At 66.1% G+C, this 22,659-nt stretch carries 22 protein-coding genes; 2 read left to right on the top strand and 20 right to left on the bottom strand.

Annotated elements, in window-relative coordinates; translation table 11 throughout:
* Positions 1 to 98 precede the first annotated feature (98 nt).
* The 14 genes from KDW55_RS11665 to ndk all read right to left on the bottom strand — a co-directional run bounded on the left by KDW55_RS11665 (position 99) and on the right by ndk (position 14,587).
* Entirely contained in the window at positions 99 to 1,247 is a 1,149-nt protein-coding gene (locus tag KDW55_RS11665; RefSeq protein ID WP_069241435.1) for an ATP phosphoribosyltransferase regulatory subunit, read from the bottom strand.
* Between the two features lie 98 nt (positions 1,248 to 1,345).
* Positions 1,346 to 1,537, bottom strand: a complete 192-nt coding sequence (locus KDW55_RS11660) for a DUF2065 domain-containing protein (protein ID WP_009687995.1) — start codon at positions 1,535 to 1,537, stop codon at positions 1,346 to 1,348.
* A 36-nt stretch (positions 1,538 to 1,573) separates the two neighbouring features.
* On the bottom strand, positions 1,574 to 2,473 hold the full coding sequence (locus KDW55_RS11655; RefSeq protein ID WP_069241436.1) for a protease modulator HflC: 900 nt from the start codon (positions 2,471 to 2,473) through the stop codon (positions 1,574 to 1,576).
* 15 nt (positions 2,474 to 2,488) lie between these two features.
* Positions 2,489 to 3,865, bottom strand: coding sequence for an FtsH protease activity modulator HflK (hflK, locus tag KDW55_RS11650; RefSeq protein WP_040144275.1), 1,377 nt, complete (start codon positions 3,863 to 3,865; stop codon positions 2,489 to 2,491).
* A gap of 47 nt (positions 3,866 to 3,912) precedes the next feature.
* A complete protein-coding gene (hflX, locus tag KDW55_RS11645; RefSeq protein ID WP_069241437.1) occupies positions 3,913 to 5,088 on the bottom strand; it encodes a GTPase HflX in 1,176 nt (391 codons plus the stop codon).
* 72 nt (positions 5,089 to 5,160) lie between these two features.
* Positions 5,161 to 5,400 (bottom strand): RNA chaperone Hfq, encoded by a 240-nt coding sequence (hfq, locus tag KDW55_RS11640; RefSeq protein WP_006399927.1) that lies wholly within the window; start codon positions 5,398 to 5,400, stop codon positions 5,161 to 5,163.
* A 153-nt stretch (positions 5,401 to 5,553) separates the two neighbouring features.
* The gene (gene der / locus KDW55_RS11635; RefSeq protein WP_052111045.1) at positions 5,554 to 6,891 is read right to left on the bottom strand and encodes a ribosome biogenesis GTPase Der; all 1,338 of its coding nucleotides are present in this window, start codon (positions 6,889 to 6,891) and stop codon (positions 5,554 to 5,556) included.
* 247 nt (positions 6,892 to 7,138) lie between these two features.
* Positions 7,139 to 8,284 carry an outer membrane protein assembly factor BamB gene (gene bamB, locus KDW55_RS11630; RefSeq protein ID WP_059547573.1) on the bottom strand — a complete coding sequence of 382 codons (1,146 nt, stop codon included), beginning with the start codon at positions 8,282 to 8,284 and terminating at the stop codon, positions 7,139 to 7,141.
* A 39-nt stretch (positions 8,285 to 8,323) separates the two neighbouring features.
* Positions 8,324 to 8,953, bottom strand: coding sequence for a tetratricopeptide repeat protein (locus tag KDW55_RS11625; RefSeq protein WP_040144279.1), 630 nt, complete (start codon positions 8,951 to 8,953; stop codon positions 8,324 to 8,326).
* Between the two features lie 55 nt (positions 8,954 to 9,008).
* On the bottom strand, positions 9,009 to 10,349 hold the full coding sequence (gene hisS / locus KDW55_RS11620) for a histidine--tRNA ligase (RefSeq protein ID WP_040144280.1): 1,341 nt from the start codon (positions 10,347 to 10,349) through the stop codon (positions 9,009 to 9,011).
* Between the two features lie 21 nt (positions 10,350 to 10,370).
* On the bottom strand, positions 10,371 to 11,675 hold the full coding sequence (ispG, locus tag KDW55_RS11615) for a flavodoxin-dependent (E)-4-hydroxy-3-methylbut-2-enyl-diphosphate synthase (protein ID WP_040144963.1): 1,305 nt from the start codon (positions 11,673 to 11,675) through the stop codon (positions 10,371 to 10,373).
* A 106-nt stretch (positions 11,676 to 11,781) separates the two neighbouring features.
* Positions 11,782 to 12,804 (bottom strand): helix-turn-helix domain-containing protein, encoded by a 1,023-nt coding sequence (locus tag KDW55_RS11610; RefSeq protein ID WP_212160608.1) that lies wholly within the window; start codon positions 12,802 to 12,804, stop codon positions 11,782 to 11,784.
* A gap of 162 nt (positions 12,805 to 12,966) precedes the next feature.
* Positions 12,967 to 14,106 carry a 23S rRNA (adenine(2503)-C(2))-methyltransferase RlmN gene (gene rlmN, locus KDW55_RS11605; protein WP_040144282.1) on the bottom strand — a complete coding sequence of 380 codons (1,140 nt, stop codon included), beginning with the start codon at positions 14,104 to 14,106 and terminating at the stop codon, positions 12,967 to 12,969.
* Between the two features lie 55 nt (positions 14,107 to 14,161).
* Positions 14,162 to 14,587 carry a nucleoside-diphosphate kinase gene (gene ndk, locus KDW55_RS11600; RefSeq protein WP_040144283.1) on the bottom strand — a complete coding sequence of 142 codons (426 nt, stop codon included), beginning with the start codon at positions 14,585 to 14,587 and terminating at the stop codon, positions 14,162 to 14,164.
* Between the two features lie 250 nt (positions 14,588 to 14,837).
* Between ndk and KDW55_RS11595 the strand changes: the two genes are divergently transcribed.
* On the top strand, positions 14,838 to 15,536 hold the full coding sequence (locus KDW55_RS11595; protein ID WP_006761414.1) for a Bax inhibitor-1/YccA family protein: 699 nt from the start codon (positions 14,838 to 14,840) through the stop codon (positions 15,534 to 15,536).
* Positions 15,537 to 15,597: 61 nt separating this feature from the next.
* Here the strand turns inward: KDW55_RS11595 and rlmD are convergent, their stop codons facing one another.
* Positions 15,598 to 16,995, bottom strand: coding sequence for a 23S rRNA (uracil(1939)-C(5))-methyltransferase RlmD (gene rlmD / locus KDW55_RS11590; RefSeq protein WP_212160607.1), 1,398 nt, complete (start codon positions 16,993 to 16,995; stop codon positions 15,598 to 15,600).
* Positions 16,996 to 17,202: 207 nt separating this feature from the next.
* Between rlmD and KDW55_RS11585 the strand changes: the two genes are divergently transcribed.
* The gene (locus KDW55_RS11585) at positions 17,203 to 18,063 is read left to right on the top strand and encodes an endonuclease/exonuclease/phosphatase family protein (RefSeq protein ID WP_069241442.1); all 861 of its coding nucleotides are present in this window, start codon (positions 17,203 to 17,205) and stop codon (positions 18,061 to 18,063) included.
* A gap of 27 nt (positions 18,064 to 18,090) precedes the next feature.
* Here the strand turns inward: KDW55_RS11585 and KDW55_RS11580 are convergent, their stop codons facing one another.
* The 5 genes from KDW55_RS11580 to surE are packed head-to-tail and all read right to left on the bottom strand — an operon-like array spanning position 18,091 to position 22,554.
* Positions 18,091 to 18,867, bottom strand: coding sequence for a 3'-5' exonuclease (locus KDW55_RS11580; protein WP_209824336.1), 777 nt, complete (start codon positions 18,865 to 18,867; stop codon positions 18,091 to 18,093).
* Between the two features lie 3 nt (positions 18,868 to 18,870).
* Positions 18,871 to 19,956, bottom strand: a complete 1,086-nt coding sequence (gene rpoS, locus KDW55_RS11575; RefSeq protein WP_069241443.1) for an RNA polymerase sigma factor RpoS — start codon at positions 19,954 to 19,956, stop codon at positions 18,871 to 18,873.
* A gap of 11 nt (positions 19,957 to 19,967) precedes the next feature.
* On the bottom strand, positions 19,968 to 20,861 hold the full coding sequence (locus KDW55_RS11570) for a peptidoglycan DD-metalloendopeptidase family protein (RefSeq protein WP_040144288.1): 894 nt from the start codon (positions 20,859 to 20,861) through the stop codon (positions 19,968 to 19,970).
* Positions 20,862 to 20,866: 5 nt separating this feature from the next.
* Positions 20,867 to 21,796: a protein-L-isoaspartate(D-aspartate) O-methyltransferase gene (locus tag KDW55_RS11565; protein WP_040144289.1), complete on the bottom strand. Its 930-nt coding sequence runs from the start codon at positions 21,794 to 21,796 to the stop codon at positions 20,867 to 20,869.
* Positions 21,793 to 22,554 carry a 5'/3'-nucleotidase SurE gene (surE, locus tag KDW55_RS11560; protein ID WP_059547585.1) on the bottom strand — a complete coding sequence of 254 codons (762 nt, stop codon included), beginning with the start codon at positions 22,552 to 22,554 and terminating at the stop codon, positions 21,793 to 21,795. The genes KDW55_RS11565 and surE overlap by 4 nt, the downstream gene beginning before the upstream one ends.
* Positions 22,555 to 22,659: the final 105 nt, after the last annotated feature.

The following is a 22,659-nucleotide window of genomic DNA, read 5'->3' as shown; positions in this document are numbered from 1 at the left end:
GGTTAAAAACGTATTCTACCTATGTTCGCGGGCGATTCCGAATTTTTCCGTTTCGCTTCAACGATATGCACGTCAAACGACGGCCCGCGAACGCCTGATTAACGGGGTTCGACCACCCATGCGCCGTTCCGCTCGACGAGCGAACGGTCGCACGCGAACTCGTCAAGCACGTGGTCGTGTCCCGGCAACGCCTGAATCACGACCTCGCCCGCATCGCGCAGCGCCGCGACGGCTGCGCTCAGCGCATCGTCCTGCGCCCACGGGGCAAGTATCGCGGTGCCGCGCGCCTCGACCGGCGAAATTCGCGCGAGCTCGCGCAGGTCGAGTGAGAAGCCCGTCGCCGGCCGCGCGCGACCATAGGCCTGGCCCACGTGGTCGTAGCGGCCGCCGCGCGCGATCGCGTTCGGCACGCCGTCGATGTAGGCCGTGAACATCGCGCCGCTGTGGTAAGCGTAGCCGCGCAGATCGGCGAGATCGATCGCCACTTCGACGCCCTTCGCCTGGACCGCGAGTTGCGCGAGGTCGTCCAGCGCGCGCGTGATCTCGGGCAGCACCGGCAGGCGTGCGCGCGCTTCGTCGAGCACGCTTGCGTCGCCGTACAGTTGCGGCAGCGCACGCAGCGCCGCGCGCGTGTCCGCGCCGAGATCGTCGGTCAGTTCACTCAGCAGCGGCACGTCCTTGCCCGACAGTGCGTCGTACAGCGCTTCGCCGCGCTCGGCCGCCTGCGCGTCGCGCGCGAGCAGCGCCGCGAGCACGCCCGCGTGGCACAGATCGAGGCGGATCCGCGACAGCCCCGCGAGGTGCAGCGCGTCGAGCATCAGCTGCTGGATCTCGAGATCGGCTTCCAGCCCAGCATGGCCGTAGATTTCGGCGCCGATCTGGATCTGCTCGCGCGTGGCATGCAGGCCGCGCGGGCGCGTATGCATCACGTGCCCCGCGTAGCAAAGACGCGTCACGCCCTGACGGTTCAGCAAATGCGCGTCGATGCGCGCGACCTGCGGCGTGATGTCCGCACGCAACCCGAGCGTACGGCCCGACAATTGGTCGACCAGCTTGAAGGTGCGCAGGCGCAGGTCGGCGCCGCCGCTCGTCAACAGCGACTCGAGGTATTCGAGCAGCGGCGGCATCACCATTTCATAGCCGTACGAACGGAAGCGGTCGAGCAGCCTGCGGCGCAGCTCCTCGATCTTGCGCGCTTCCGACGGCAGTACGTCGGCGATATTCTCGGGAAGTAACCAGGTCGACATCGGTACGGTCCTACGACGGGAAACAGGGCGCGACACACGCGCCGCAAATGAATCGGAAATCGGAATCGGGCGGAACGAACGGCGGGTGCGCCGTCCGATCAAGTGGCAAGCAGCAGCAGGACGAGCCCGAGCGCCATCACGATGAGCCCGCCGATCCGGATATGATGCGGCGGCCGCTCCGCTATTCTACGAAACGTGTCGCGCCAGGCGACGGGAAACACGAAGGGGAACGCCCCCTCGATGATCAGCATCAGTGCTACCGCGAGCAACAACGAGCCAGCCAGATCCATGCGAGCGACGGCGCCGCTCGTCGCGGCGCCCCAAGGTCAGTGTTTGCGGGGAGCAGGCGCCGCCGGTGCGGCGCCGCCCGTCGGGCTGCGCATGAAACGGAAGAACTCGCTGTCGGGATCGACGACGATGATGTCGTTGCGCTTGAACGTATTCCGGTAAGCCTGCAGGCTCGCGTAGAACTGATAGAACTGCGGATCGCGGCCAAACGCGTCGGCGGCGATCGACGCGGCCTTCGCGTCGCCCTCGCCCTTGATCGTCTGCGCCGACTTGTACGCATTCGCGAGCACCGCCTGCTGTTCGCGTTCCGCGTCGGCCTTGATCTGCTCGACGTCGGCCGCACTGTCGGCACGCACCTTCGCGGCCTGATCGCGCAGCGCGGCAATCATCCGCTGATACACGGCGTCCGTCTGCGCAGCCGGCAGGTCGATACGCGTCAACTGGACGTCGACCACGTCGACGCCGAGGCCCGACGCCTGTACGCGCACCGCATCGCGGGCCGCATTCGCGATCTCCCGCTGGCCGCCGAGCGCGTCGTCGAGCGCATGCTTGCCGAACGCGTCGCCGAGTGCGGACTTCAGCGCGGCAGCCAGCCGCTCGGCAGCAGCAGCCGGGTCGCCGCCCGTCGCCGTGAAGTACTTCATCGGGTCGCTGATCCGGTACTTGACCGCGTACGCAACGAGCAGATCGTGCTTGTCTTCGGTCGCCACCTGCAACGGATCCGGCGATTCGAGCGATTGCAGGCGCGTATCGATCAGCGTCGCAGTCTGCAACGGCGGCGGCAGCTTGAAATGGATGCCGGGGCCGGCAAGCTCGGGCTGCGCGCCGTCGCGCCCCGACAGCACGGCCATATGGCGCGGATCGACGCTCAGCACGGTCGACGACGCCGCGAACGCGGCGATCACGATTGCGACGACGAGCGCAATGATTCGGTTCATGTTCTGCGCTCCCCGTTACTTCGTATCGTCTTCGCGCGAGCGGCTGCGGAACGCTTCGCGGGATCGCAGCACGTCGCTGCCCGGTGCAGGCGCCGCGGCAGCCGAAGCCGCGCTCGCCGGCGCGCTTGACGCGGCAGCAGCTGGCGCCGATGACTGGTCGGGCACGGCTGCGCCAGCGGCTGCCGTCGCATTCGCCGCATTCGTCGCGGCCGTCGCATTCGCGGCGCTTTGCCGCCCCTGCTCGACGAGCTTGTCGAGCGGCAGGTACACGACGCTGTTGCCGCCCTTGTTGCCGACGAACACCTTCGTCGCGTTCGAATAGATTTGCTGCATCGTCTCGAGGTACATCCGCTCGCGAATCACCGCGGGCGCCTTCGAATATTGCGCATAGACCTGCTTGAAGCGCTCGGCGTCGCCTTCGGCTTCGGTGACCACGCGCTGCGCATACGCATTTGCGTCGTCGGCGAGCTTCGCCGCATCGCGCTGCGCCTTCGGCAGCAGGTCGTTCGCGTAGGCCTGCGCGGCCCGCTTCGCAGCCTCGCGCTCGTCGCGCGCCTTCGCGACTTCCGCATACGCGGCCTGCGTCTGCTCGGGCGCCGTGACGCTCTGCATCGTGACGGCCGTGACCTCGAGCCCGGACTGGTAGCGATCGAGATCGCGCTGAATCGCGGCGGACAGCTGCTCGCGCAGCGCGTCGCGATCCTGGTTCAGCAGGTCGGCTGCACTGCGCGTGCCGACGATCGCGCGCACCGCAGCCTGTGCGGCCTGCGACACGCTGCGCTCGGGATCGACGCTGCGGAACAGGTAATCGGTGGCGGAGCGGATCCGGTACTGAACGACGAAACGCACATCGACGATGTCGGCGTCGCGCGTGAGCATCGCCGCTTCCTTCACGTTCGCGAGACGCACGACGTTGTTTCGGCCGATCTCGATCGAACGGACCTGCGACGTGTCGACGATCTCGTGCGACGCGAACGGATATGGCGCGCGCCAGTGGACGCCCTGGCCTACCGTGCCCGACAACTTGCCGAACTGCAGCACGACGCCCGTCTGGCCGTCCTGCACGACGAACAGCCCGCTGCCCGCATATACGGCGATCAGCACGCCGATCACGATGCCGACGCCGACGCGCGCGGCCCGGCCATTATCGGGCCGGAAGCCGTTGCCGCCCTTGCCGCCGAACAGGCCGCTCAGACGCCGGTTGAAGTTGCGCCACATCTCGTCGAGATCGGGCGGGCCGTCACCGTCGCCGCCGGGCGGACGCTTCGATTCGTTCGCACGCGGACGGGATCCGTCGTTGCCCTTGCCATCACCACGCCCCCAGCGGGGATCGTTGATCGACAGCAAGGCGCGCATCCGCCGCCAGGTACTCCGCTCGTTGTATTCGTTCACCAGAGTTTGTTCACCAGATTGGACGCCGGCGAACCGGCCGGGACCGGTTAGCGCCCGTGTTCGGAAATCGTGTGGTCTTCGTGCGGTTCTGCGGGCGCGCCGTCGAGCGCGTCGTCGGGCAACGTCGCGCCGGAGAGGTGTTCCGCGGAGGCGATTTCGGCGATGGCGGCACGCAACGTGTCGAGACCCTGACCGGTGCGCGCGCTCAAAAAGACGCGCGAAATATTACCATACTCGTCCCGCTCGACCGCGTCGCCGCGGGCTGCCAGCTCCGGCACGGCGTCGATCTTGTTGAACACGAGCACCTGCCGGATCGTGTCCGCGCCGATCTCGTGCAGCACGCCGTTGACCTGCTCGATCTGCTCGAGCCGCACTGCGCTCGACGCGTCGACCACGTGCAGCAGCAGATCCGCGTGGATCGTCTCCTCGAGGGTCGCGCGAAACGCTGCAACCAGTTGGTGCGGCAGTTCGCGGATGAACCCGACCGTGTCGGACACGACGATCTGCCCGACTTCGTCGCCGAGGTACACGCGCCGCGACGTCGTATCGAGCGTCGCGAACAGCTGATCGGCCGCGTACGCCTGCGCTTTCGTCAGCGCATTGAACAGCGTCGACTTGCCCGCGTTCGTGTAGCCGACGAGCGACACCGACATCGTGCCGCTGCGTGCGCGCTGGCGACGCTGCGTGCTGTGCTGCCGGCGCAGCCGGTCGAGCCGCGACTTCAGCATCTTGATGCGCTCGCCGATCAGCCGGCGGTCGGTTTCGAGCTGCGTTTCGCCGGGGCCGCGCAGGCCGATACCGCCCTTTTGCCGCTCCAGGTGGGTCCACGCGCGGATCAGCCGGGTCGACAGGTACTGCAGCTGCGCGAGCTCGACCTGCAGCTTGCCTTCATGGCTGCGGGCGCGCTGAGCGAAGATATCGAGGATCAGACTCGTGCGATCGACCACACGCCTGTTAAGCGCCTGCTCCAGATTCCGCTGCTGAGCCGGTGCCAGTGCGTGGTTGAAGATGACGATTTCGACGTTGTGCGCGTCGCAGGCGAGCCGCAGTTCTTCGGCTTTGCCGCTGCCGATGAACATCTTGGCATCGGGACTGGCGCGACGGCCCGTGAGGGTGACGGCGGGACGGGCTCCCGCACTGGAGGCAAGAAGGCTGAGTTCTTCGAGACTGGCTTCGAAATCGGTCTTGCCGAAATCGATGCCGACGAGCGCTGCGTTGATCAAATTATCGGGTGTCAAGATGAGGCGGCTGGCATCGGTCGCTCGCGGCGACCGGATGCCGGCCGCTGCGATGGGTTAGGACGAGGCTTCCGCGTCCGGGTGGAAATTCACCGGGCGCGCCGGCACGACCGTCGAGATGGCGTGCTTGTAAACCATCTGGGTCACCGTATTACGGAGCAACACGACGTACTGGTCGAACGATTCAATGTTCCCTTGCAGCTTGATGCCGTTGACGAGATAGATCGAAACGGGAACGTGCTCTTTGCGCAGTGCGTTCAAAAACGGGTCTTGTAACAATTGCCCTTTGTTGCTCATGGCGTACTCCATCTTTTTTTGCAGGTTGATCTGGATTGGCGACGAAGAAAAAGAGATCCGGCGCCAATCGCTACACTATAGCCGATTTTGCCTGCCCCGCCCCGGCATGGGCCATGCGGCCTATCCCTTGTGGGACGTGCGTAGCAGGCGTGTTCAGCCCTTGTCCGCGTACGGATTGTTCGACGAACGGAACTCTATGCGCAATGGAGTCCCGGTCAGCGAGAAAGTTTCGCGGAAACGGTTTTCGAGGTAACGCTTGTACGTTTCCGTCACCGCATCGAGCGCGTTGCCGTGGATCACGATCAGCGGCGGATTCTGGCCGCCCTGGTGCGCATAACGCAGCTTCGGACGCACCGGGCCGCGACGGCGCGGCTGCTGGAACTCGACTGCTTCGATCAGCGCGCGCGTGAGCTTCGGCGTCGGCAGTTTCGCCATCGCCGCCGCATACGCGTCGTCGACCGAGCGCATCAGCGCGCCGATGCCGGTCTTCTTCGCGGCCGAGATGTAGTGCGATTTCGCGAAATCGAGGAATTTCAGCTTGCGGGTCAAATCCGCTTTCGCACGATCGCGCGCGTGGTCGTCGAGGCCGTCCCATTTGTTGACGCCGATCACGAGCGCGCGGCCCTGCTCGACGACGAAGCCGGCGATGTGCGCGTCCTGATCGGATATGTCCTGCTGCGCATCCAGCAGAAGAATGACGACGTTCGCATCCGAGATCGACTGCAGCGTCTTCACGACGGAGAACTTCTCGATCGCCTCGAACACCTTGCCCCGGCGTCGCAGGCCCGCGGTGTCGATCAGCGTGTATTTCTTGCCGTTACGCTCGAAGTCGACGTAGATCGAATCGCGCGTCGTGCCCGGCATGTCGAACGCGATCACGCGGTCCTCGCCGATCAGCGCGTTCACGAGCGTCGACTTGCCGACGTTCGGGCGGCCGACGATCGCGATCTTGATGCCGCGCGACGGATCGTCCTCGTCCGCTTCTTCCGGCTGGCCCGCGTACGCGACTTCCAGCGCCTCGTTGATCATGTCGGTCACGCCGTCGCCGTGCGCGGCCGAGATCGCGCGCGGGTCGCCGAGGCCGAGTTCGTAGAAGTCGGTCGCGACCGCCGTGTACTTCATCCCCTCGGCCTTGTTGACCACGAGGAAGATCGGCCGGCCGGTCTTGCGCAGGTAATCGGCGATCGACTTGTCCTGCGGCGCGAGCCCGTTGCGGCCGTCGACGATGAACACGACGACGTCCGCTTCCTCGACGGCTTGCCGCGTCTGGCGCGCCATCTGGTGCAGGATGCCGTCTTTCGCGACGGGTTCGAAGCCGCCGGTATCGACGACCAGATACGGCCGCGCGCCGACCCGCCCCTCGCCGTAATGGCGATCGCGCGTCAGGCCCGGCAAGTCGGCGACCAGCGCATCGCGCGAGCGCGTGAGCCGGTTGAACAGCGTGGATTTCCCCACATTGGGGCGCCCAACGAGGGCAATGACCGGTTTCATCTGTGTTTTCTACGGTGATGCGCAGCAGCGGGAGGCCCGCTGCTGCGGGCGGCTGCGCTGAATGAAAATATCACGATTTCGCGCCGCGCCGGATGCGCGCGCCGGGCGCGCGTTGCGCGCCGTCGTCTTTCGTTGCGAACTGCCTTTCAAATACCGAGCGGCCGGGAACACCGGCCGCCTTCATGTCGCACGATCACGGCCGGCGGGCCCCGCCCGCTCCGCCGCGATCGCACCTGTTGCGTGCGCGTCAGCGCGGACGGAACCCGTACAGGCCGCCGTCCTTCGTCTGCACGACGAGCGTATTGCCCGCCAGGACCGGCGCCGCGGTGATCGCGCTGCCGTCGGTCTTCATGCGCGCGATGAAGCTGCCGTCTTCGCGCGACAGAAAGTGCACGAAGCCCTTGTAGTCGCCCATCACGACCGCGTGGCCAAGCAGATAAGGCACGCCGACGTCGCGGCTCTTCAGCTTGTCGTTGCGCCAGAGCTGGTTGCCGCTCGCCGCGTCGTAGGCCGTCACGACCGACCAGTCGTCGCCGCCGGCGACAACCGAATCGTCCTGTGCGAGACCGCTGCGGCTCGAGAACGGCTTTTCCCACAGCGGGCGGCCCGAGTTCGCGTCGAAGCAGCCGAGCTGCCCCTGGAACGTGACCGCGCACGCTTCGGCGCCGACGAGCGTCGGCGGACCGCTGACGTCGTTGATGCGCTCCACTTCGGTCACCCCCTTCGGGAACGACACGGGCGTCTGCCAGAACGGCTCGCCCGTCTGCAGGTTGATCGCGACGAGGCCGCCGCCGGGGAAGCCCGCCAGCACGGCCGCATCGCCGGCGAACGTCATGCCGGCCGACACGCGCAGATTCAGCGGCACCGCGCGATTGCGGTAGTTCCACTTCTGCTCGCCCGTCTGCGCATTGAACGCAATCACCTGGCCGTCGATCGTACGCACGATCACGAGGCCGTTGCCGACGAGCGGCGGCGAGAAGATCTCGCCTTGAACGCTCGTCTTCCACAGCTGCTTGCCGTCGGGACCGAGCACGAACACGCCGCCCTTCAGCGCGCCGACCGCGGTCAGATTGCCGTCGCTGCCGACACCGGCGGACAGGTCCGACCCGACCTTCGTGCGCCACAGCGTCTGCCCCGTTTTCGCGTCGATCTTTTCGACCGAACCGTTCTCGCCCGCCGCGAAAACGGCGTCGCCCACGGCCACCGGCGAGAACAGATAGCGCCCGCCCTTGCCGACGCTCGCCTTCCAGACCTGTTGCACGTCGAGGACGGGCTTGAACTCGGTGAGCGGCGTCGGCACGCGGCGCGCGTCCTTCGACGACGAGCAGGCCGCCAATGCCAGGACAGCCGCCGCGCAGGCTACGGGCACAGCGTAACGTTTCAGCAAATTCATCGGTTAGCGAAGCAAGTTAAGAGGTTGAGGGGGCCGAAATCAGCCGCCGAGCGCGTCGAGCTTGAACTGTACGAGCTGACGCGCGGACTGGTCGTCCTGCGACAGACCGTCGAGCGCGAGCTTGTACGCGGCGCGCGCATCGTCGGTCTTGCCTTGCGCGGCCAGCAGATCGCCGCGGCGATCTGCCACGAGGCCCTTGAATGCATCGACCGGCGTGCCGGACAGCAGCGCGAGTCCCGCGTCGTACGCCTTCTCGTCGAGCAGCAGCGATGCGAGACGCAGCTTCGCGATCTGCTTGTATTCGTCGTCCTTCGCGTGGTCGACCGCCCATTGCAGCTGCGCCTTCGCGCCGGCTGCGTCGCCGGCCGCGTACAGCGTCTTCGCGGCAGCAAGCGCGGTCATCTGTGCATACGGCGTGCGGCCGAACTTGTCTTCCATGTCGGCGGCCGCGCGAGCCATCGTCGCCTTGTCGTTCGCGGCGGCGGCTTTCAGCACCTGTTCGTACAACCCGGAAGCCTCCGCAGCCTGACGGCGTTGCCAGTAATTCCAGCCGTTGAAGCCGGCCGCGACGACGAGCGCCGCCAGCACGATCCACGTGGTCAGGTTGCCCCAGCGGGCCCACCACGCCTTCAGACTTTCAATCGATTCTTGTTCGTCGTGATAACTCATCGGCGAGCGATTCCTTCCTTTTCAGGCTTTTCTTGTCGAGCGAATGCCAGCGCGATCAGTCGTCGCCGTCTTCGGCGGATGCAACCATCGCATTGATTAGGAATTCGGTCAAGCTTTCGACCGGTACGGTCTGCTGAACGTTCTTTTCCCCTTCCTGGCCCGACCCGCGCAACGCTTTCACGCCCACCGTGCCGTTCGCGACCTCTTCCTCGCCGAAGATCACCGCGAACGCGGCGCCGCTCGCATCGGCCCGCTTCATCTGCGACTTGAAGCTCGCCGGCGCGCCATCGGCGCTGCAGTGGAAAATCACGTCGAGGCCCGTATCGCGCAGACGCTCGGCCGCGATGAACGCCTGTTCGCGCGCCGTCTCGCCCTGGTGCACGACGTATACGTCGACACCTTCCTGCTCGGGCGCGAGATTCTCTTCCTTCAGCAGTTCGAGGATGCGCTCGATGCCCATCGCCCAACCGCAAGCGGCAGTCGGCTTGCCGCCGAGCTGCTCGATCAGCGGGTCGTAGCGGCCGCCGGCCGCGACCGTGCCCTGCGCGCCGAGCTTGTCGGTCACCCACTCGAACACGGTCAGGTTGTAGTAGTCGAGGCCGCGCACGAGACGCGGATTGATCTTGAACGGAATGTTGTTCGCGAGCAGCAGGCGTTGCAGCCCTTCGAAGTGCGCACGCGATTCGTCGCCGAGGAAGTCGATCAGCTTCGGCGCGTTCTGCGCGATTTCCTGCAGCGCGGGGTTCTTCGTGTCGAGCACGCGCAGCGGGTTCGTATACAGGCGGCGCTTCGCGTCCTCGTCGAGCACGTCGACAAACTGCTCGAGATATTTGATCAGTTCGACGCGGTGCGCGGCGCGCTCTTCGGCGAGGCCGAGCGAATTGATCTCGAGCTTGATGCCGGTCAGCCCGAGATCGTCCCACAGGCGCTGGCACATCATGATGATTTCGGCGTCCGCATCCGGGCCCGCGAAGCCGAGCGCCTCGACGCCGACCTGGTGGAACTGGCGGTAGCGGCCGCGCTGCGGGCGCTCGTGACGGAACATCGGACCGATGTACCACAGCCGCTTCGGGCCGTCGTACAGCATGTTGTGCTCGATCGCGGCCCGCACGACGGCCGCGGTGTTCTCCGGGCGCATCGTCAGGTTTTCGCCGTTCAGCGCATCGGTGAAGCTGTACATCTCCTTCTCGACGATGTCGGTGACTTCGCCGATGCCGCGCGTGAACAGCTGCGTGTGCTCGACGATCGGCGTGCGGATGTTCTGGTAGCCGTACGCGCGCAACAGCGATTTCACGGTAGCTTCGAAGAACTCCCACAGGCCGGCATCCTGCGGAAGGATGTCGTTCATGCCTTTGACGCCGGTGAGTTTCTCGATCTTGCGTTTCTGTTCAGTCATCGTTCGTGTGTGTGGACGAATTTAGTTCAGGGCCTCGGTACGGCCGTAGTTGCGCGCGACGTAGTCGCTGACGATCTGCTGGAATTCCTCGGCGATCCGCTCGCCGCGCAGCGTCTTGACCTTCTCGCCGTCGATGAAGACGGGTGCGGCCGGATTCTCGCCCGACCCGGGCAGGCTGATGCCGATGTTCGCGTGCTTCGATTCGCCCGGACCGTTGACGATGCAGCCCATCACCGCGACGTTCATCTTCTCGACGCCCGGATACTCCTTGCGCCAGACCGGCATCTGCTCGCGCAGGTAGGTCTGGATCTGCATCGCGAGTTCCTGGAACAACGTGCTGGTCGTACGGCCGCATCCCGGACACGCGATCACCATCGGTGCGAACGAGCGCAGGCCCATCGTCTGCAGGATCTCCTGGCCGACGATCACCTCGCCGGTGCGCGGCGCGCCCGGTTCGGGCGTCAGCGAGATGCGAATCGTGTCGCCGATCCCTTCCTGCAGCAGCACGCCGAGCGCGGCAGTCGACGCGACGATGCCCTTCGAGCCCATGCCCGCCTCGGTCAGGCCGAGGTGCAGCGCGAAGCCGCAGCGGCGCGCGAGCTCGCGGTACACGGCGATCAGGTCCTGCACGCCGCTGACCTTGCACGACAGCACGATCCGGTCGCGGCCGAGACCCAGTTCCACCGCACGCTCGGCCGAGCCGATCGCCGACTGGATCAGCGCCTCGTACATCACGCTCTGCGCATCCCACGGCTGCGCACGCGCGGCGTTCTCGTCCATCATCCGCGCGAGCAGGTCCTGGTCGAGGCTGCCCCAGTTCACGCCGATCCGCACCGGCTTGTCGTACTTCGCGGCGGCTTCGATCATCTGCGCGAACTGCGTGTCGCGCTTCGCGCCCTGGCCGACGTTGCCCGGGTTGATCCGGTACTTCGACAGCGACTCCGCGCAGCCCGGATAATCTCGCAGCAACAGGTGCCCGTTGTAGTGGAAATCGCCGACGAGCGGAACGGTCACGCCCATCCGGTCGAGCTGCTCGCGGATCGCGGGCACGGCCGCCGCGGCTTCCGGCGTGTTGACCGTGATGCGCACCAGCTCGGAGCCCGCATTCGCGAGTTCCTTGATCTGGATCGCGGTACCGATTGCATCGGCCGTATCGGTATTCGTCATCGACTGCACGCGCACCGGCGCATCGCCGCCGATCGTCACGAGTTGTCCGCCCCAACGAACATTCACCGCATGCGACACACGACGCGGCTGATGTCCGCCGAACACCGGCTCGGTTGAACAAATCTGACTGCTGCGTGGGGATTGAGCTTCGGATTGCATCGATAGATCCATTTACGCGGAATGCGCCGCGACGCGGCGCATGAATTGAAAAAGCGCCGTGCCCTTGCGGCCTGCCCAGGACAGGCCCGCGCCACGGCGCTTGACGTCAGGGCAACGTGAACCGCGCCACGTTACCCCGCGCTGCCGAATATTTTGCCGGATCGACGGGTTTTCCGTCGAACGCGACCGTATCGAGGCCGGCCTTGTTGCCGATCGTGACCTTGAACGGCCCGTCGCCCGCGACCTGCTTCGTCTCGCCGGCCCGCACCAGCGCCGAGAACAGCTCCTTGCCATTCTTGTCGCGCACGCTGAACCAGCAATCCTGCTTGACCTTCAGTTCGATCATCGACTGGCCTGCCGCCACCGCGACGCTTGCGGGCTGGGCCGGCACGACGGCTGCGCTCGCCGCTTCGGCCGCCGCGACGACGGGCTGCGATGCGGGTGCCGCGACCACGGGCGCCGGCGCTGCCGATGCTACGACCTGCGGCGCCGCACCGGACGCCGCAACTTGCGCGGGCGCGGCGGCAGGCGCGACGTTACCGACTGCCGTCGACGCACCTGCCGCAGCCGCCTGGTCGACGGTGGACGCCGCCGGCGCGCTCGCCGCGGACGCATGGCCGGCGTCGCCGCCCTTGAAGCGCGCGAGCCAGCTCGACGAATCGCCGCCAGTGTGCCACATGAGCACCGCGATCACCGCGATGACGACGATCGCCGTCCCCCACAGCCACGGATGGTGACCGGATGAGCCGCCGAGCGGAATCGATACGCGGCCGCGCGGCAAATCCGTCCCCGACGAGGCGGGCATCGACAGGTCGACTTCCGGCACGCCGCGCTCGCGGCGCAACGCCTGCGCGAACGGCTCCGGATCGACGCCGAGCATCTTGGCGTAGCTGCGCACGACGCCGAGCGCGAACGTCACGCCGGGCAGATGGCTGATGTCGCCTGCCTCGAGCGCGCGCAACTTCGGCGGAGCAACCTTGAGCCGCGCCGATACGTCGTCGACCGTCCAGCCCTTCGCCTCCCGGAGCTGCGCCAGCCGGCTGCCGACAGCCGCCAGCGTTTCCAGTCCCGCCGATGCCGGCTGCGCGGCATTCGTCTCTGCGCCGTTGGTCGGCTGCGGCTCACTCATCCTTGTCCTCGCGTCGATTCTTCTTCACTGGGGCGCCGCCGGCTCCCGCCGGTTACACCCGCAACTGTCCATACCATGCGCGGCGCCGAGGCGCCGCGACCGATCGCTATTCGCGTGTTGTACCGCCAAAAGTCCGGGCATCCGCGGCCGAAGGCCGCCCCGTCAAATCGCCCGGACTTCGATGATCTTTGCTGCTGCGCCCGTCCGCTCCGCCAGGCGCGTGCGGTCCTTCACCGCGCCCGCAAGCTGCCCGCACGCGGCGTCGATGTCGTCGCCGCGCGTCTTGCGCACGGTCGTGACGACACCCGCGTCGATCAGAACCTGTGCAAAGCGCTTGATCTGCTCCGGCTTCGAGCGGATGAGGCCCGACTCCGGAAACGGATTGAACGGGATCAGATTGAACTTGCACGGCACGTCACGCGTGACGGCCAGCAGTTCGCGCGCATGCGCTTCGGTATCGTTGACACCGTCGAGCATGCAGTATTCGAAAGTAATGAAATCGCGCGGCGCGACTTTCAGATAGCGTTCGCACGCGGCCATCAGCTCGCGAAGCGGATGCTTCTTGTTGAGCGGCACCAGTTCGTCGCGCAGCGCATCGTTCGGCGCGTGCAGCGACACGGCGAGCGCGACCGGCAGTTCGGCGCCGAGACGGTCCATCATCGGCACGACGCCGGACGTCGACAGCGTGACGCGGCGGCGCGACAAGCCGTACGCGTTGTCGTCCAGCATCAGCCGCATCGCCGGCACGACCGCGTTGTAATTCAGCAGCGGCTCGCCCATGCCCATCATCACCACGTTGGTGACGACCCGTTCGGCCTTGCCGTTCGGACCGGGCGCGCGACCGAGCGACGCACGCAATGCAAATTCGGCCATCCGGAGCTGACCGATGATTTCGGCTGTCGACAGATTGCGGGAGAAACCCTGCTTGCCCGTCGAGCAGAACCGGCAGTTGACCGCGCACCCAGCCTGCGACGACACGCACAGCGTGCCGCGCGTCTCTTCCGGGATGAACACGGTTTCGACTGCATTGCCGTTTCCGACGTCGATCAGCCACTTGCGCGTGCCGTCGGCGGAAACGTGATCGCTGACGATGTCGGGCATCCCGATCGACGCGCGGCCCTTGAGCTTTTCTCTCAAAGACTTCGCAAGATCGGTCATGCCGTCGAAATCGCCGGCGTTGTACTGGTGGATCCAGCGCTGCAACTGCTTGGCGCGGAACGGCTTCTCGCCGAGGCTGCCGCAGTACGCGACAAGACCCTCGGCATCGAAGTCGAGAAGATTGACGGAAGTTTCGCTCGTCATGATGTGCTGCCTTGCCGCGTGCGCTGAATCCTGCCTACTTGTTGCCAGCCAGGGCTTAGCGCGAGTAGACGTTCATTTCCGGGAAGAAGAACGCGATTTCGACCGCGGCCGTTTCGGCAGCGTCCGAGCCGTGCACGGCGTTCGCGTCGATGCTGTCGGCGAAGTCGGCGCGGATCGTACCCTTTTCCGCCTTCTTCGGATCCGTCGCGCCCATCAGGTCGCGGTTCTTCAGGATCGCGCCTTCGCCTTCCAGAACCTGGATCATCACCGGGCCCGAGATCATGAAATCGACGAGATCCTTGAAGAACGGACGTGCCGCGTGAACTGCGTAGAACTTCTCTGCGTCAGCACGCGACAGGTGTGCCATGCGCGCTGCGACGATCTTCAGGCCGGCGCCTTCGAAACGGCTGTAGATCTGGCCGATCACGTTCTTTGCCACCGCATCCGGCTTGATGATCGACAGGGTGCGCTCGATTGCCATAAAAACTCCAAAAAATTAAGAAGTTACAGGTTCAAATGAATCCGCTATTGTAGCACGATCCCGTGTATCATTGCGATTGAACCCTTACACCGGTGAAAGGTTCCAAATTCATATGTTTTTGCGCCGCGCGGCCATTGAAACCAAGCGGCACGGAACGTATCTTAGCCATAGCTGCTCCGGTTTGCTGCGCCGCACACCGCGCGCGCCGAACCGGCCCCGGACGCCCATGCGTTCAATGTTAGGAGAAACCATGAACGACTATCCGTACAATTTCGGCCGCGGCGGCTCCGTCAGCACCGCGGAGGTTCGCAACCGCGTGCTGCGGAACACGTACTGGCTGCTCGCGCTGTCGATGGTGCCGACGGTTCTGGGAGCATGGGTCGGCGTCGCGACGGGCTTCTCGCTGTTCGCAGCCACGAGCCCGATGATGAGCCTGCTCGCGTTCTTCGCGATCGCGTTCGGCTTCATGTTCGCGATCGAGCGCACGAAAAACAGCGCGGCGGGCGTGTTCGTGCTGCTCGGCTTCACGTTCTTCATGGGCCTGATGCTGTCGCGCCTGTTGAGCTTCATCCTCGGCTTCTCGAACGGCCCGTCGCTGATCATGCTCGCGTTCGGCGGCACCGGCATCATCTTCGCCGCGATGGCGACGATCGCCACCGTCAGCAAGCGTGACTTCTCCGGGCTCGGCAAGTGGCTGTTCATGGGCGTGATCGTGATCCTGCTGGCATCGGTCGCAAACATCTTCCTGCAGTTGCCGGCTCTGATGCTCACCGTGTCGGTGCTCGCGATCGCGATCTTTTCGGCCTATATGCTGTTCGACGTCCAGCGTGTCGTGAACGGCGGCGAGACGAACTACATCTCGGCCACGCTCGCCATCTACCTCGATCTGTACAACGTATTCACGAACCTGCTCGCGCTGCTCGGCATCTTCGGCGGCAACCGCAACTGACGTTCGTCATGATCATGAAAAAACCGGCCCTCGGGCCGGTTTTTTTACGTCTGCCGCCCGCTCAATCGCGCTCGAACAGCGCGATCGATTCGACGTGCGACGTATTCGGGAACATGTTCACGACTCCGGCGCCCTTCAGCCGGTAGCCGGCCTCGTGCACGAGCAGGCCCGCGTCGCGCGCGAGCGTCGACGGATTGCACGACACGTAGACGATCCGCTTCGGCAGCGGACCGTCGCCACTCTGCGCGATTTCGGCCAGCGCCTTCGACACCGCGAGCGCGCCTTCGCGCGGCGGATCGATCAGGAACTTGTCGAATGCGCCGAGCGCGCGGAGATCGTCGCCGGTTACTTCGAACAGGTTGCGGCACGCGAACGTCGTGTGGCCGTCGACGCCGTTCTCGCGCGCGTTCGCGAGCGCGCGCGTCGTCAGTGTTTCGCTGCCTTCGATGCCCATCACCTCGCGCGACAGGCGCGCGAGCGGCAGCGTGAAGTTGCCGATCCCGCAGAACAGGTCGAGCACGCGATCGTCGCGCGACGGCGCGAGCAGACGCAGCGCGCGGCCCACCAGCACGCGGTTGATCTGATGGTTGACCTGCGTGAAGTCGGTCGGCTTGAACGGCATGCGAATGCCGAACTCCGGCAACGTGTAGTCGAGCGACACGTCGAGCGGATAGAACGGCGTCACCGTGTCCGGGCCTTTCGGCTGCAGCCAGAACTGCACGTTGTGCTCGTCCGCGAACGCGCGCAGCAGCGCCTCGTCGTCCGCATTGATCGGCTCGAGCACGCGCAGCACCAGCGCCGTGACCGTCGAGCCGACCGCGAGCTCGATTTGGGGCATCCGGTCGCGGATCGACAAACCCTCGACGAGCCGGCGCAGCGGCACGAGCATCGCCGACACATGCGGCGGCAACACTTCGCAGTTCGTCATGTCGGCAACGTAGCTGCTCTTCCTTTCGTGGAAGCCGACCAGCACGCCGCCCTTCTTCGCGACGTTGCGCACCGTCAGGCGCGCGCGGTAGCGGTAGCCCCACGACGGCCCGTGGATCGGCGCATACATCGCGTCGGCGCGCAGCTTCGACAAGTGCCACAGGTTGTCCTCGAGCACGCGCTGCTTGATCGCCACTTGCGCGCGCATGTCCAGATGCTGCATCGAACAGCCGCCGCACGTACCGAAGAACTTGCATTTCGGCTGCGTGCGCATCACGCTCGGGCGCAGAATGTCGACGACGGTTGCCTGCTCGTAGCTCGGCTTGCGGCGGTAGCTCGAATAGGTGACGCGTTCGCCGGGCAACGCGCCTTCGACGAAGATCACCTTCCCGGGCGTGCCGTCCTCGGTAGCCGTGCGGCCGACACCGCGCGCTTCCATGTCGAGCGATTCGATCTCCAGAACCGGGGCAGGCCCGGGCGCGACGGGCGCATTTTTCGATTTGCGCGCAGAAGTGGGGACGGCTTCGGACACCAGCTTTTCCTGACAAAACGTTGAAGAAGGCGAGATTGTAGACGACGACAGCCCGCATCGCCCGCTTTCGTCGCGCGCGCGGCGGAGTCGACGCGCATGTCGCGGTGCGCGGTGCGAGAATGGATCGTTGAGAGGCGCGCCGCAGCGCGCACCGCCGCCCCGCGGCACGCGTTGTGCTCGCCGTAGCGAATCTGGAGAGATTCGACCATGCGACTGATCGACTGGAACATTCAATGGGGTCGGGATGCCGACGGCATCGTCGACCTCGCACGCACGATCGCCGCCGCGCGCCTGCTTGGCGACTTCGACGTGCTGTGCATGCAGGAAGTCACGCGCGGCTTCGGCGCGCTGCCCGGCCAGCCAGGCCCCGACCAGTTCGCCGAACTGGCGGCGCTGCTGCCCGGCTATACGATCGTCGACGCGATCGGCGCCGACCTGCCGGCGCTCGAACCCGGCGCGCCTCGCCGGCAGTTCGGCAACGCGATAGCGACCCGGCTGCCGGTTGCGCGGGTGCTGCGCCAACTGCTGCCTTGGCCGGCAGACGCCGGTACGCCATCGATGCCGCGCGTCGCGGTCGAGGTGGAACTGGCGACATCGACGAGCGCGCTGCGCGTCGTCACGACACACCTCGAGTTCTACTCGGCCCGCCAGCGGCTCGCGCAGGTCGATGCGCTGCGCGCGCGACACCGCGAAGCATGCGCACACGGCGCCCACCCTGCTCCGGCCGAGAATGCGACCGGGCCGTTCACCGCAACCGACCAGCCGCGCGACGCGATCATCTGCGGCGACTTCAACAGCGCGTTCGGCAGCGATGCGTACCGGCGCCTGCTGGAGCCGATCGCCGACGCGCCGTCGTTCGTCGATGCATGGGTCGCCCGGCACGCGGGCTGCACGCCGCCGCCGACGGCCGGTGTCTACGATACCGCCCAGTGGTCGGACGGCCCGCTCGCCTGCGACTTCGTGTTCGTGACCGATACGCTGCTGCCGCGCGTCACGCGCTGCGAGATCGACGGCGACGTGCGCGCGTCGGACCACCAGCCGCTCATACTCGAACTCGATCTGGATTGAGTGCGGCCGCGCCACGCGCCGCCGAGCCTAGGCGTCGAATCCGGCCAGATATTCGGCCCAGTGCGGCGCGGGCTCCTGCGCCAGCGCGTTTTTCACGAGCAGGATCTCGTCCGCATACTCGCTCGGCGTGAGCCCGCCGCGCATCAGCTGGAAGCGGCAATACAGCAGATACGTGTTGACGACGTCGGTCTCGCAATAGTTGCGGATCTCCTCGATGCGCCCTTCCTGAAATGCGGGCCACACCTGGCTGCCGTCCATCCCGAGCTTGCCCGGAAAGCCGCACAGCTTCGCGAGCGCATCGAGCGGTGCGTTCGCCCGCGCCTGATACATCGCCAGCACGTCCATCAGATCGGTGTGCCGCGAGTGATAGCGCGAAATATAGTTGTTCCACTTGAATTCGCGATCGTCCTCGCCGAGATCCCAGTACCGGGTCGCGGGAATCCCGTGCACGAGCGCGCGATAGTGGAGCACCGGCAGATCGAAGCCGCCGCCGTTCCAGGACACGAGCTGCGGCGTGTATTTCTCGATCACGCGGTAGAACGACTGGATCAGCGCCGCCTCATTGTCCTGCGGCGTGCCGAGCGAGCGCACGCGAAAACCGTTGTTGTCTCGGAACACGCAAGAGATCGCCGCGATGCGCTGCAGGTGATGCGGCAGGAAATCGCTGCCGGTCTTCTCGCGGCGCGCGGCGAATGCATGTTCGGCGACAGCGGCATCGTCGAGCGTCGCGGGGAGATCTTCCAGACGGCGAATGCCGTCGACATCGGGAATGGTCTCGATGTCAAAAACGAGAATCGGTGTCATCAGTTACAGAACGGCGTCCTTGCGCACACCGTTGGAGGCGAAGAACCGCTTGAGGCGCACCAGCGCTTCCTGCTGGATCTGCCGCACGCGCTCGCGCGTAAGCCCCATTTCGTCCGCCAGTTCCTCGAGCGTGGCCGGCTCGATGTGGTTGAGGCCGAAGCGGCGCTCGATTACATGCCGGTGCTTGTCGGACAGCCGCGACAGCCATGCGCGCGTGAGCGTCTCGAGTTCGCGGTGCTGGACTTCGGCATCGGGCGACTGGCTCTGGTCGTCGGGCAACAGGTCGAGCAGGCTGCTCGCGGGATCGAGATCGAGCGGCGCGTCGAGCGATGCGGTGTGTTCGTTGAGTGCGAGGATGTCGGTGACTTCCTCGGCGGTCTTGCCGGTGAGATAGGCGATGTCGTCGATGCTGGCTTCGCGGCGCTCCGCCGCCTCGCCCGTCGACATCGAATTCTTTTCGAGGTGGCGCTTCGCGCGCAGCACCTGGTTCAGCTCACGGATCACGTGCACGGGCAGCCGCACGGTGCGCGCCTGGTTCATGATCGCGCGCTCGATGCTCTGCCGGATCCACCACGTCGCGTACGTCGAAAAACGAAAGCCGCGCGTCGGGTCGAATTTCTCGATCGCGTGCATCAGCCCGAGATTGCCTTCCTCGATCAGGTCGAGCAGCGGCACGCCGCGGTTCAAATAGCCCTTTGCGATACTGACGACGAGGCGCAGGTTGCGCTCGATCATCACCTGCCTCGCCTCGAATTCACCGGCCTTCGCGAGACGCGAATAGCGCTGCTCCTCCTCGACGGTCAGCAGCGGCTTCACGCTGATGCGGTTCAGGTAATGCTGGATCGTGTCGGCCGTGAGTTCAGCCTGCAGCAATGCGCGGAAATCGTCGACGTCGGGCGCGGCTTCCGCCCGGCCTTCGTGCTCGTCGTCGCCGTCCGCTTCGGCGTCGCGTGCCTCGAGATCGCGGTCGTTTTCCGCGACGTCGTCTTCGTCGTCCGTCGAAGCGCCAGCTCGCTCCACCGATGCTTGCGTGGCACGACTGATCTTCTCAGACTCGGCTTGCGGCTCGTGGCGCTTCGATTTCGGCATGGTCGTCTCGGTTATTGAGGCGGCAAATACTTCAGCGGATCGACAGGTTTACCCTGCCGGCGAACCTCGAAATGCAGCATCACGCGGTCGGCGTCGCTATTACCCATCTCGGCGATCTTCTGCCCCTTCGTTACCGCGTCCCCCTCTTTTACCATCAAAGCGCGATTGTGTGCATACGCCGTGAGGTAAGTTGCATCGTGCTTGATGATAATGAGGTTGCCGTAGCCGCGCAGCCCATTGCCCGAATAGACGACGCGGCCGTCGGCCGCGGCCTTCACCGCCTCGCCTGACGTACCGCCGATATTGACGCCCTTGTTCTTCGCGTCGTCGAAACCGTTCAGCACCGGGCCGCGGACCGGCCATGCGAACGTCACCGGGCCGCTCGGCGCTGCTGCTGTGTCGCTCGATGCGGCGGCAGCCGGCGGCGTGACCGACGACGACCCTGCGGCGGGCGACCCCGCCGCCGGCGTTGCGGGACCGCTGCTGAGCGGTGCGGTGGCAACGGCCGCGCCGCCGATCGGTGCGGCAACCTGTGCGCCGGCAACCGCGGCGCCGCCCGGAGGCGCGACACGCAGCAGCTGGTCGACTTCGATCTGGTTCGGGTTCGCCAGGTTGTTCCACGCGGCGATATCGCGATAATTCTGCCCGTTCTCGAGTGCGATCCGGTACAGCGTGTCACCCGGTTTCACACGGTAAAAACCCGGCGGCGGCGGGCCGAGCGGCACCGCCGGCTGCGCGGCGGCAGTCGTGCCGAGCGATCCGGAGCGGTCGACGACGGGCGCGTTGTCGAGCCGCGTCGCACAGGCGGCCAGCAGCGTGGAGAACGCAGCGACACAGATCGCGCGCTGGGCGAACGTGAGCGGTTCCCTGGTTCGGTTGTTTTGCATCGCGCGCAACATACTCATCGGTTTCAAATCACTCCGGATTTTAAAGGGACAAAGAAAACGCGATCAAGCCGCGACTCCCGCCACTGCGCGTGCGCGACGCGCTCGACCAGCGTGAGCACCTGCGGCTGCCCGCTCTGCCCGCCGACCGGCGCGACGAGGCGCCCGCCGATCGCAAGTTGCTCGAGCAGCGCCTGCGGCACGTCGAGCCCCGCGGCCGCGATCACGATCGCGTCGAACGGGGCTGCGGACGGCAAACCGACACGCCCGTCGCCGTAGTGCAGACGGATGTTCGGCACGCGCAGCGGCCGCAGGTTCAGCTTCGCGCGCTCGAAGAGCGGCTTGATGCGTTCAATCGAATACACGTCGCGTGCCACGCGGCTCAGCACGGCGGCCTGGTAGCCGCAACCGGTGCCGATTTCGAGCACGCGCTCGAGCGTGCGGCCGGCCATCGCGAGCTCGATCATGCGCGCGACGACCGACGGCTTTGAAATTGTTTGCTGGTGGCCGATCGGCAACGCGGAGTCCTCGTAGGCCTGCGTCGCGAGCCCCGGATCCACGAACATGTGGCGTGGCACGGCAGCCATCGCATCCAGCACGCGCGCGTCGGTCACGCCGTTCGCGCGCAGGCGTTCGACCATGCGCTCGCGCACACGTTCCGAAGTCAGTGCAAACGCGCCGGCCGGCGCAACGCTCGGCGCGGCCGGTTTCGGCATCGCCGGCTTCAGCGCGGTCGGCTTCGGTGCGCTCGCCGGCTTCGCGGCCGCCGTGCCATGCGGCACGCGCGCGGCGCCCGGCTTCGCCGCCACCTGCTTGAGCACGGCAGCTGGCTTGTCGATCGTCTTCGGCACCGCGGTCGTCGCATGACGCTCGCCGTTCCGGCCTTCCGATTTGCGTGGCGCTCGCTTGAGATCTTCGAGCGCGAGCGGAAACCGCTTCGCGCGCTCGCCGCTCATGAAGCCCGCCCTCCTGCACGCGCCCATTCGCGCGTCGCAGGCAGCATTTGCGTATGCGTGAGATCCAGTTGCAGCGGCGTGATCGACACGAAACCGTTTGCGACGGCGTGGAAATCGGTACCCTCGCTTGCGTCCAGCGCCGCGCCCGCAGCACCGATCCAGTAAACCGGCTCGCCGCGTGGGTCGGTCTGGCGGATCACCGGCTGCGACGGATGGCGCTTGCCGAGACGCGTGACCTTCCAGCCCTTCAGTTCGTCGTACGGCAGATTCGGAATGTTGACGTTCAGCAGCGGCTGACCGGGCAGCGGATGCGCGAGATAGTGCGCGACGATTTCGGCGGCGACACGCGCAGCGTCCGCCAGATGGGCCCAACCCTTGTCGGCGAGGGAGAACGCGATGGCCGGCACGCCGAACATGATGCCTTCGGTCGCGGCCGCAACTGTCCCTGAATAGAGTGTGTCCTCGCCCATGTTCTGGCCGTTGTTGATGCCGGACACGACGAGGTCGGGCCGCTCGTCGGCCATCCCCGTCAACGCGACGTGCACCGAATCGGTCGGCGTGCCGTTCACGTAGAAGAAACCCGTATTCGCCGCGCGCTGCACCGACAGCGGACGCGACAGCGTGAGGGAATTCGATGCGCCGCTGCAGTTCTGCTCGGGCGCGATCACCGTGAGGTCGGCAAGCGGCTGCAGCGCGTCGCTGAGCGCGGCGAGACCGGGGGCGAGATAGCCGTCGTCGTTGCTGAGTAGGATTCGCATCCGGCGATTGTAACCGAGGAAAGATGGCGCGAGAGCGACAGTCCGGCGGCCACGGACGGGCGCATGCGTGCCCGTGGTGCACGCCGCGCGGCCGTGTTGGGCGGC

Source organism: Burkholderia sp. AU19243 (assembly GCF_018148075.1).
Lineage (GTDB): Bacteria > Pseudomonadota > Gammaproteobacteria > Burkholderiales > Burkholderiaceae > Burkholderia > Burkholderia latens_A.
Note: the sequence above shows the minus strand (reverse complement) of the source record. Positions and strands in the feature narration are given on the sequence as shown.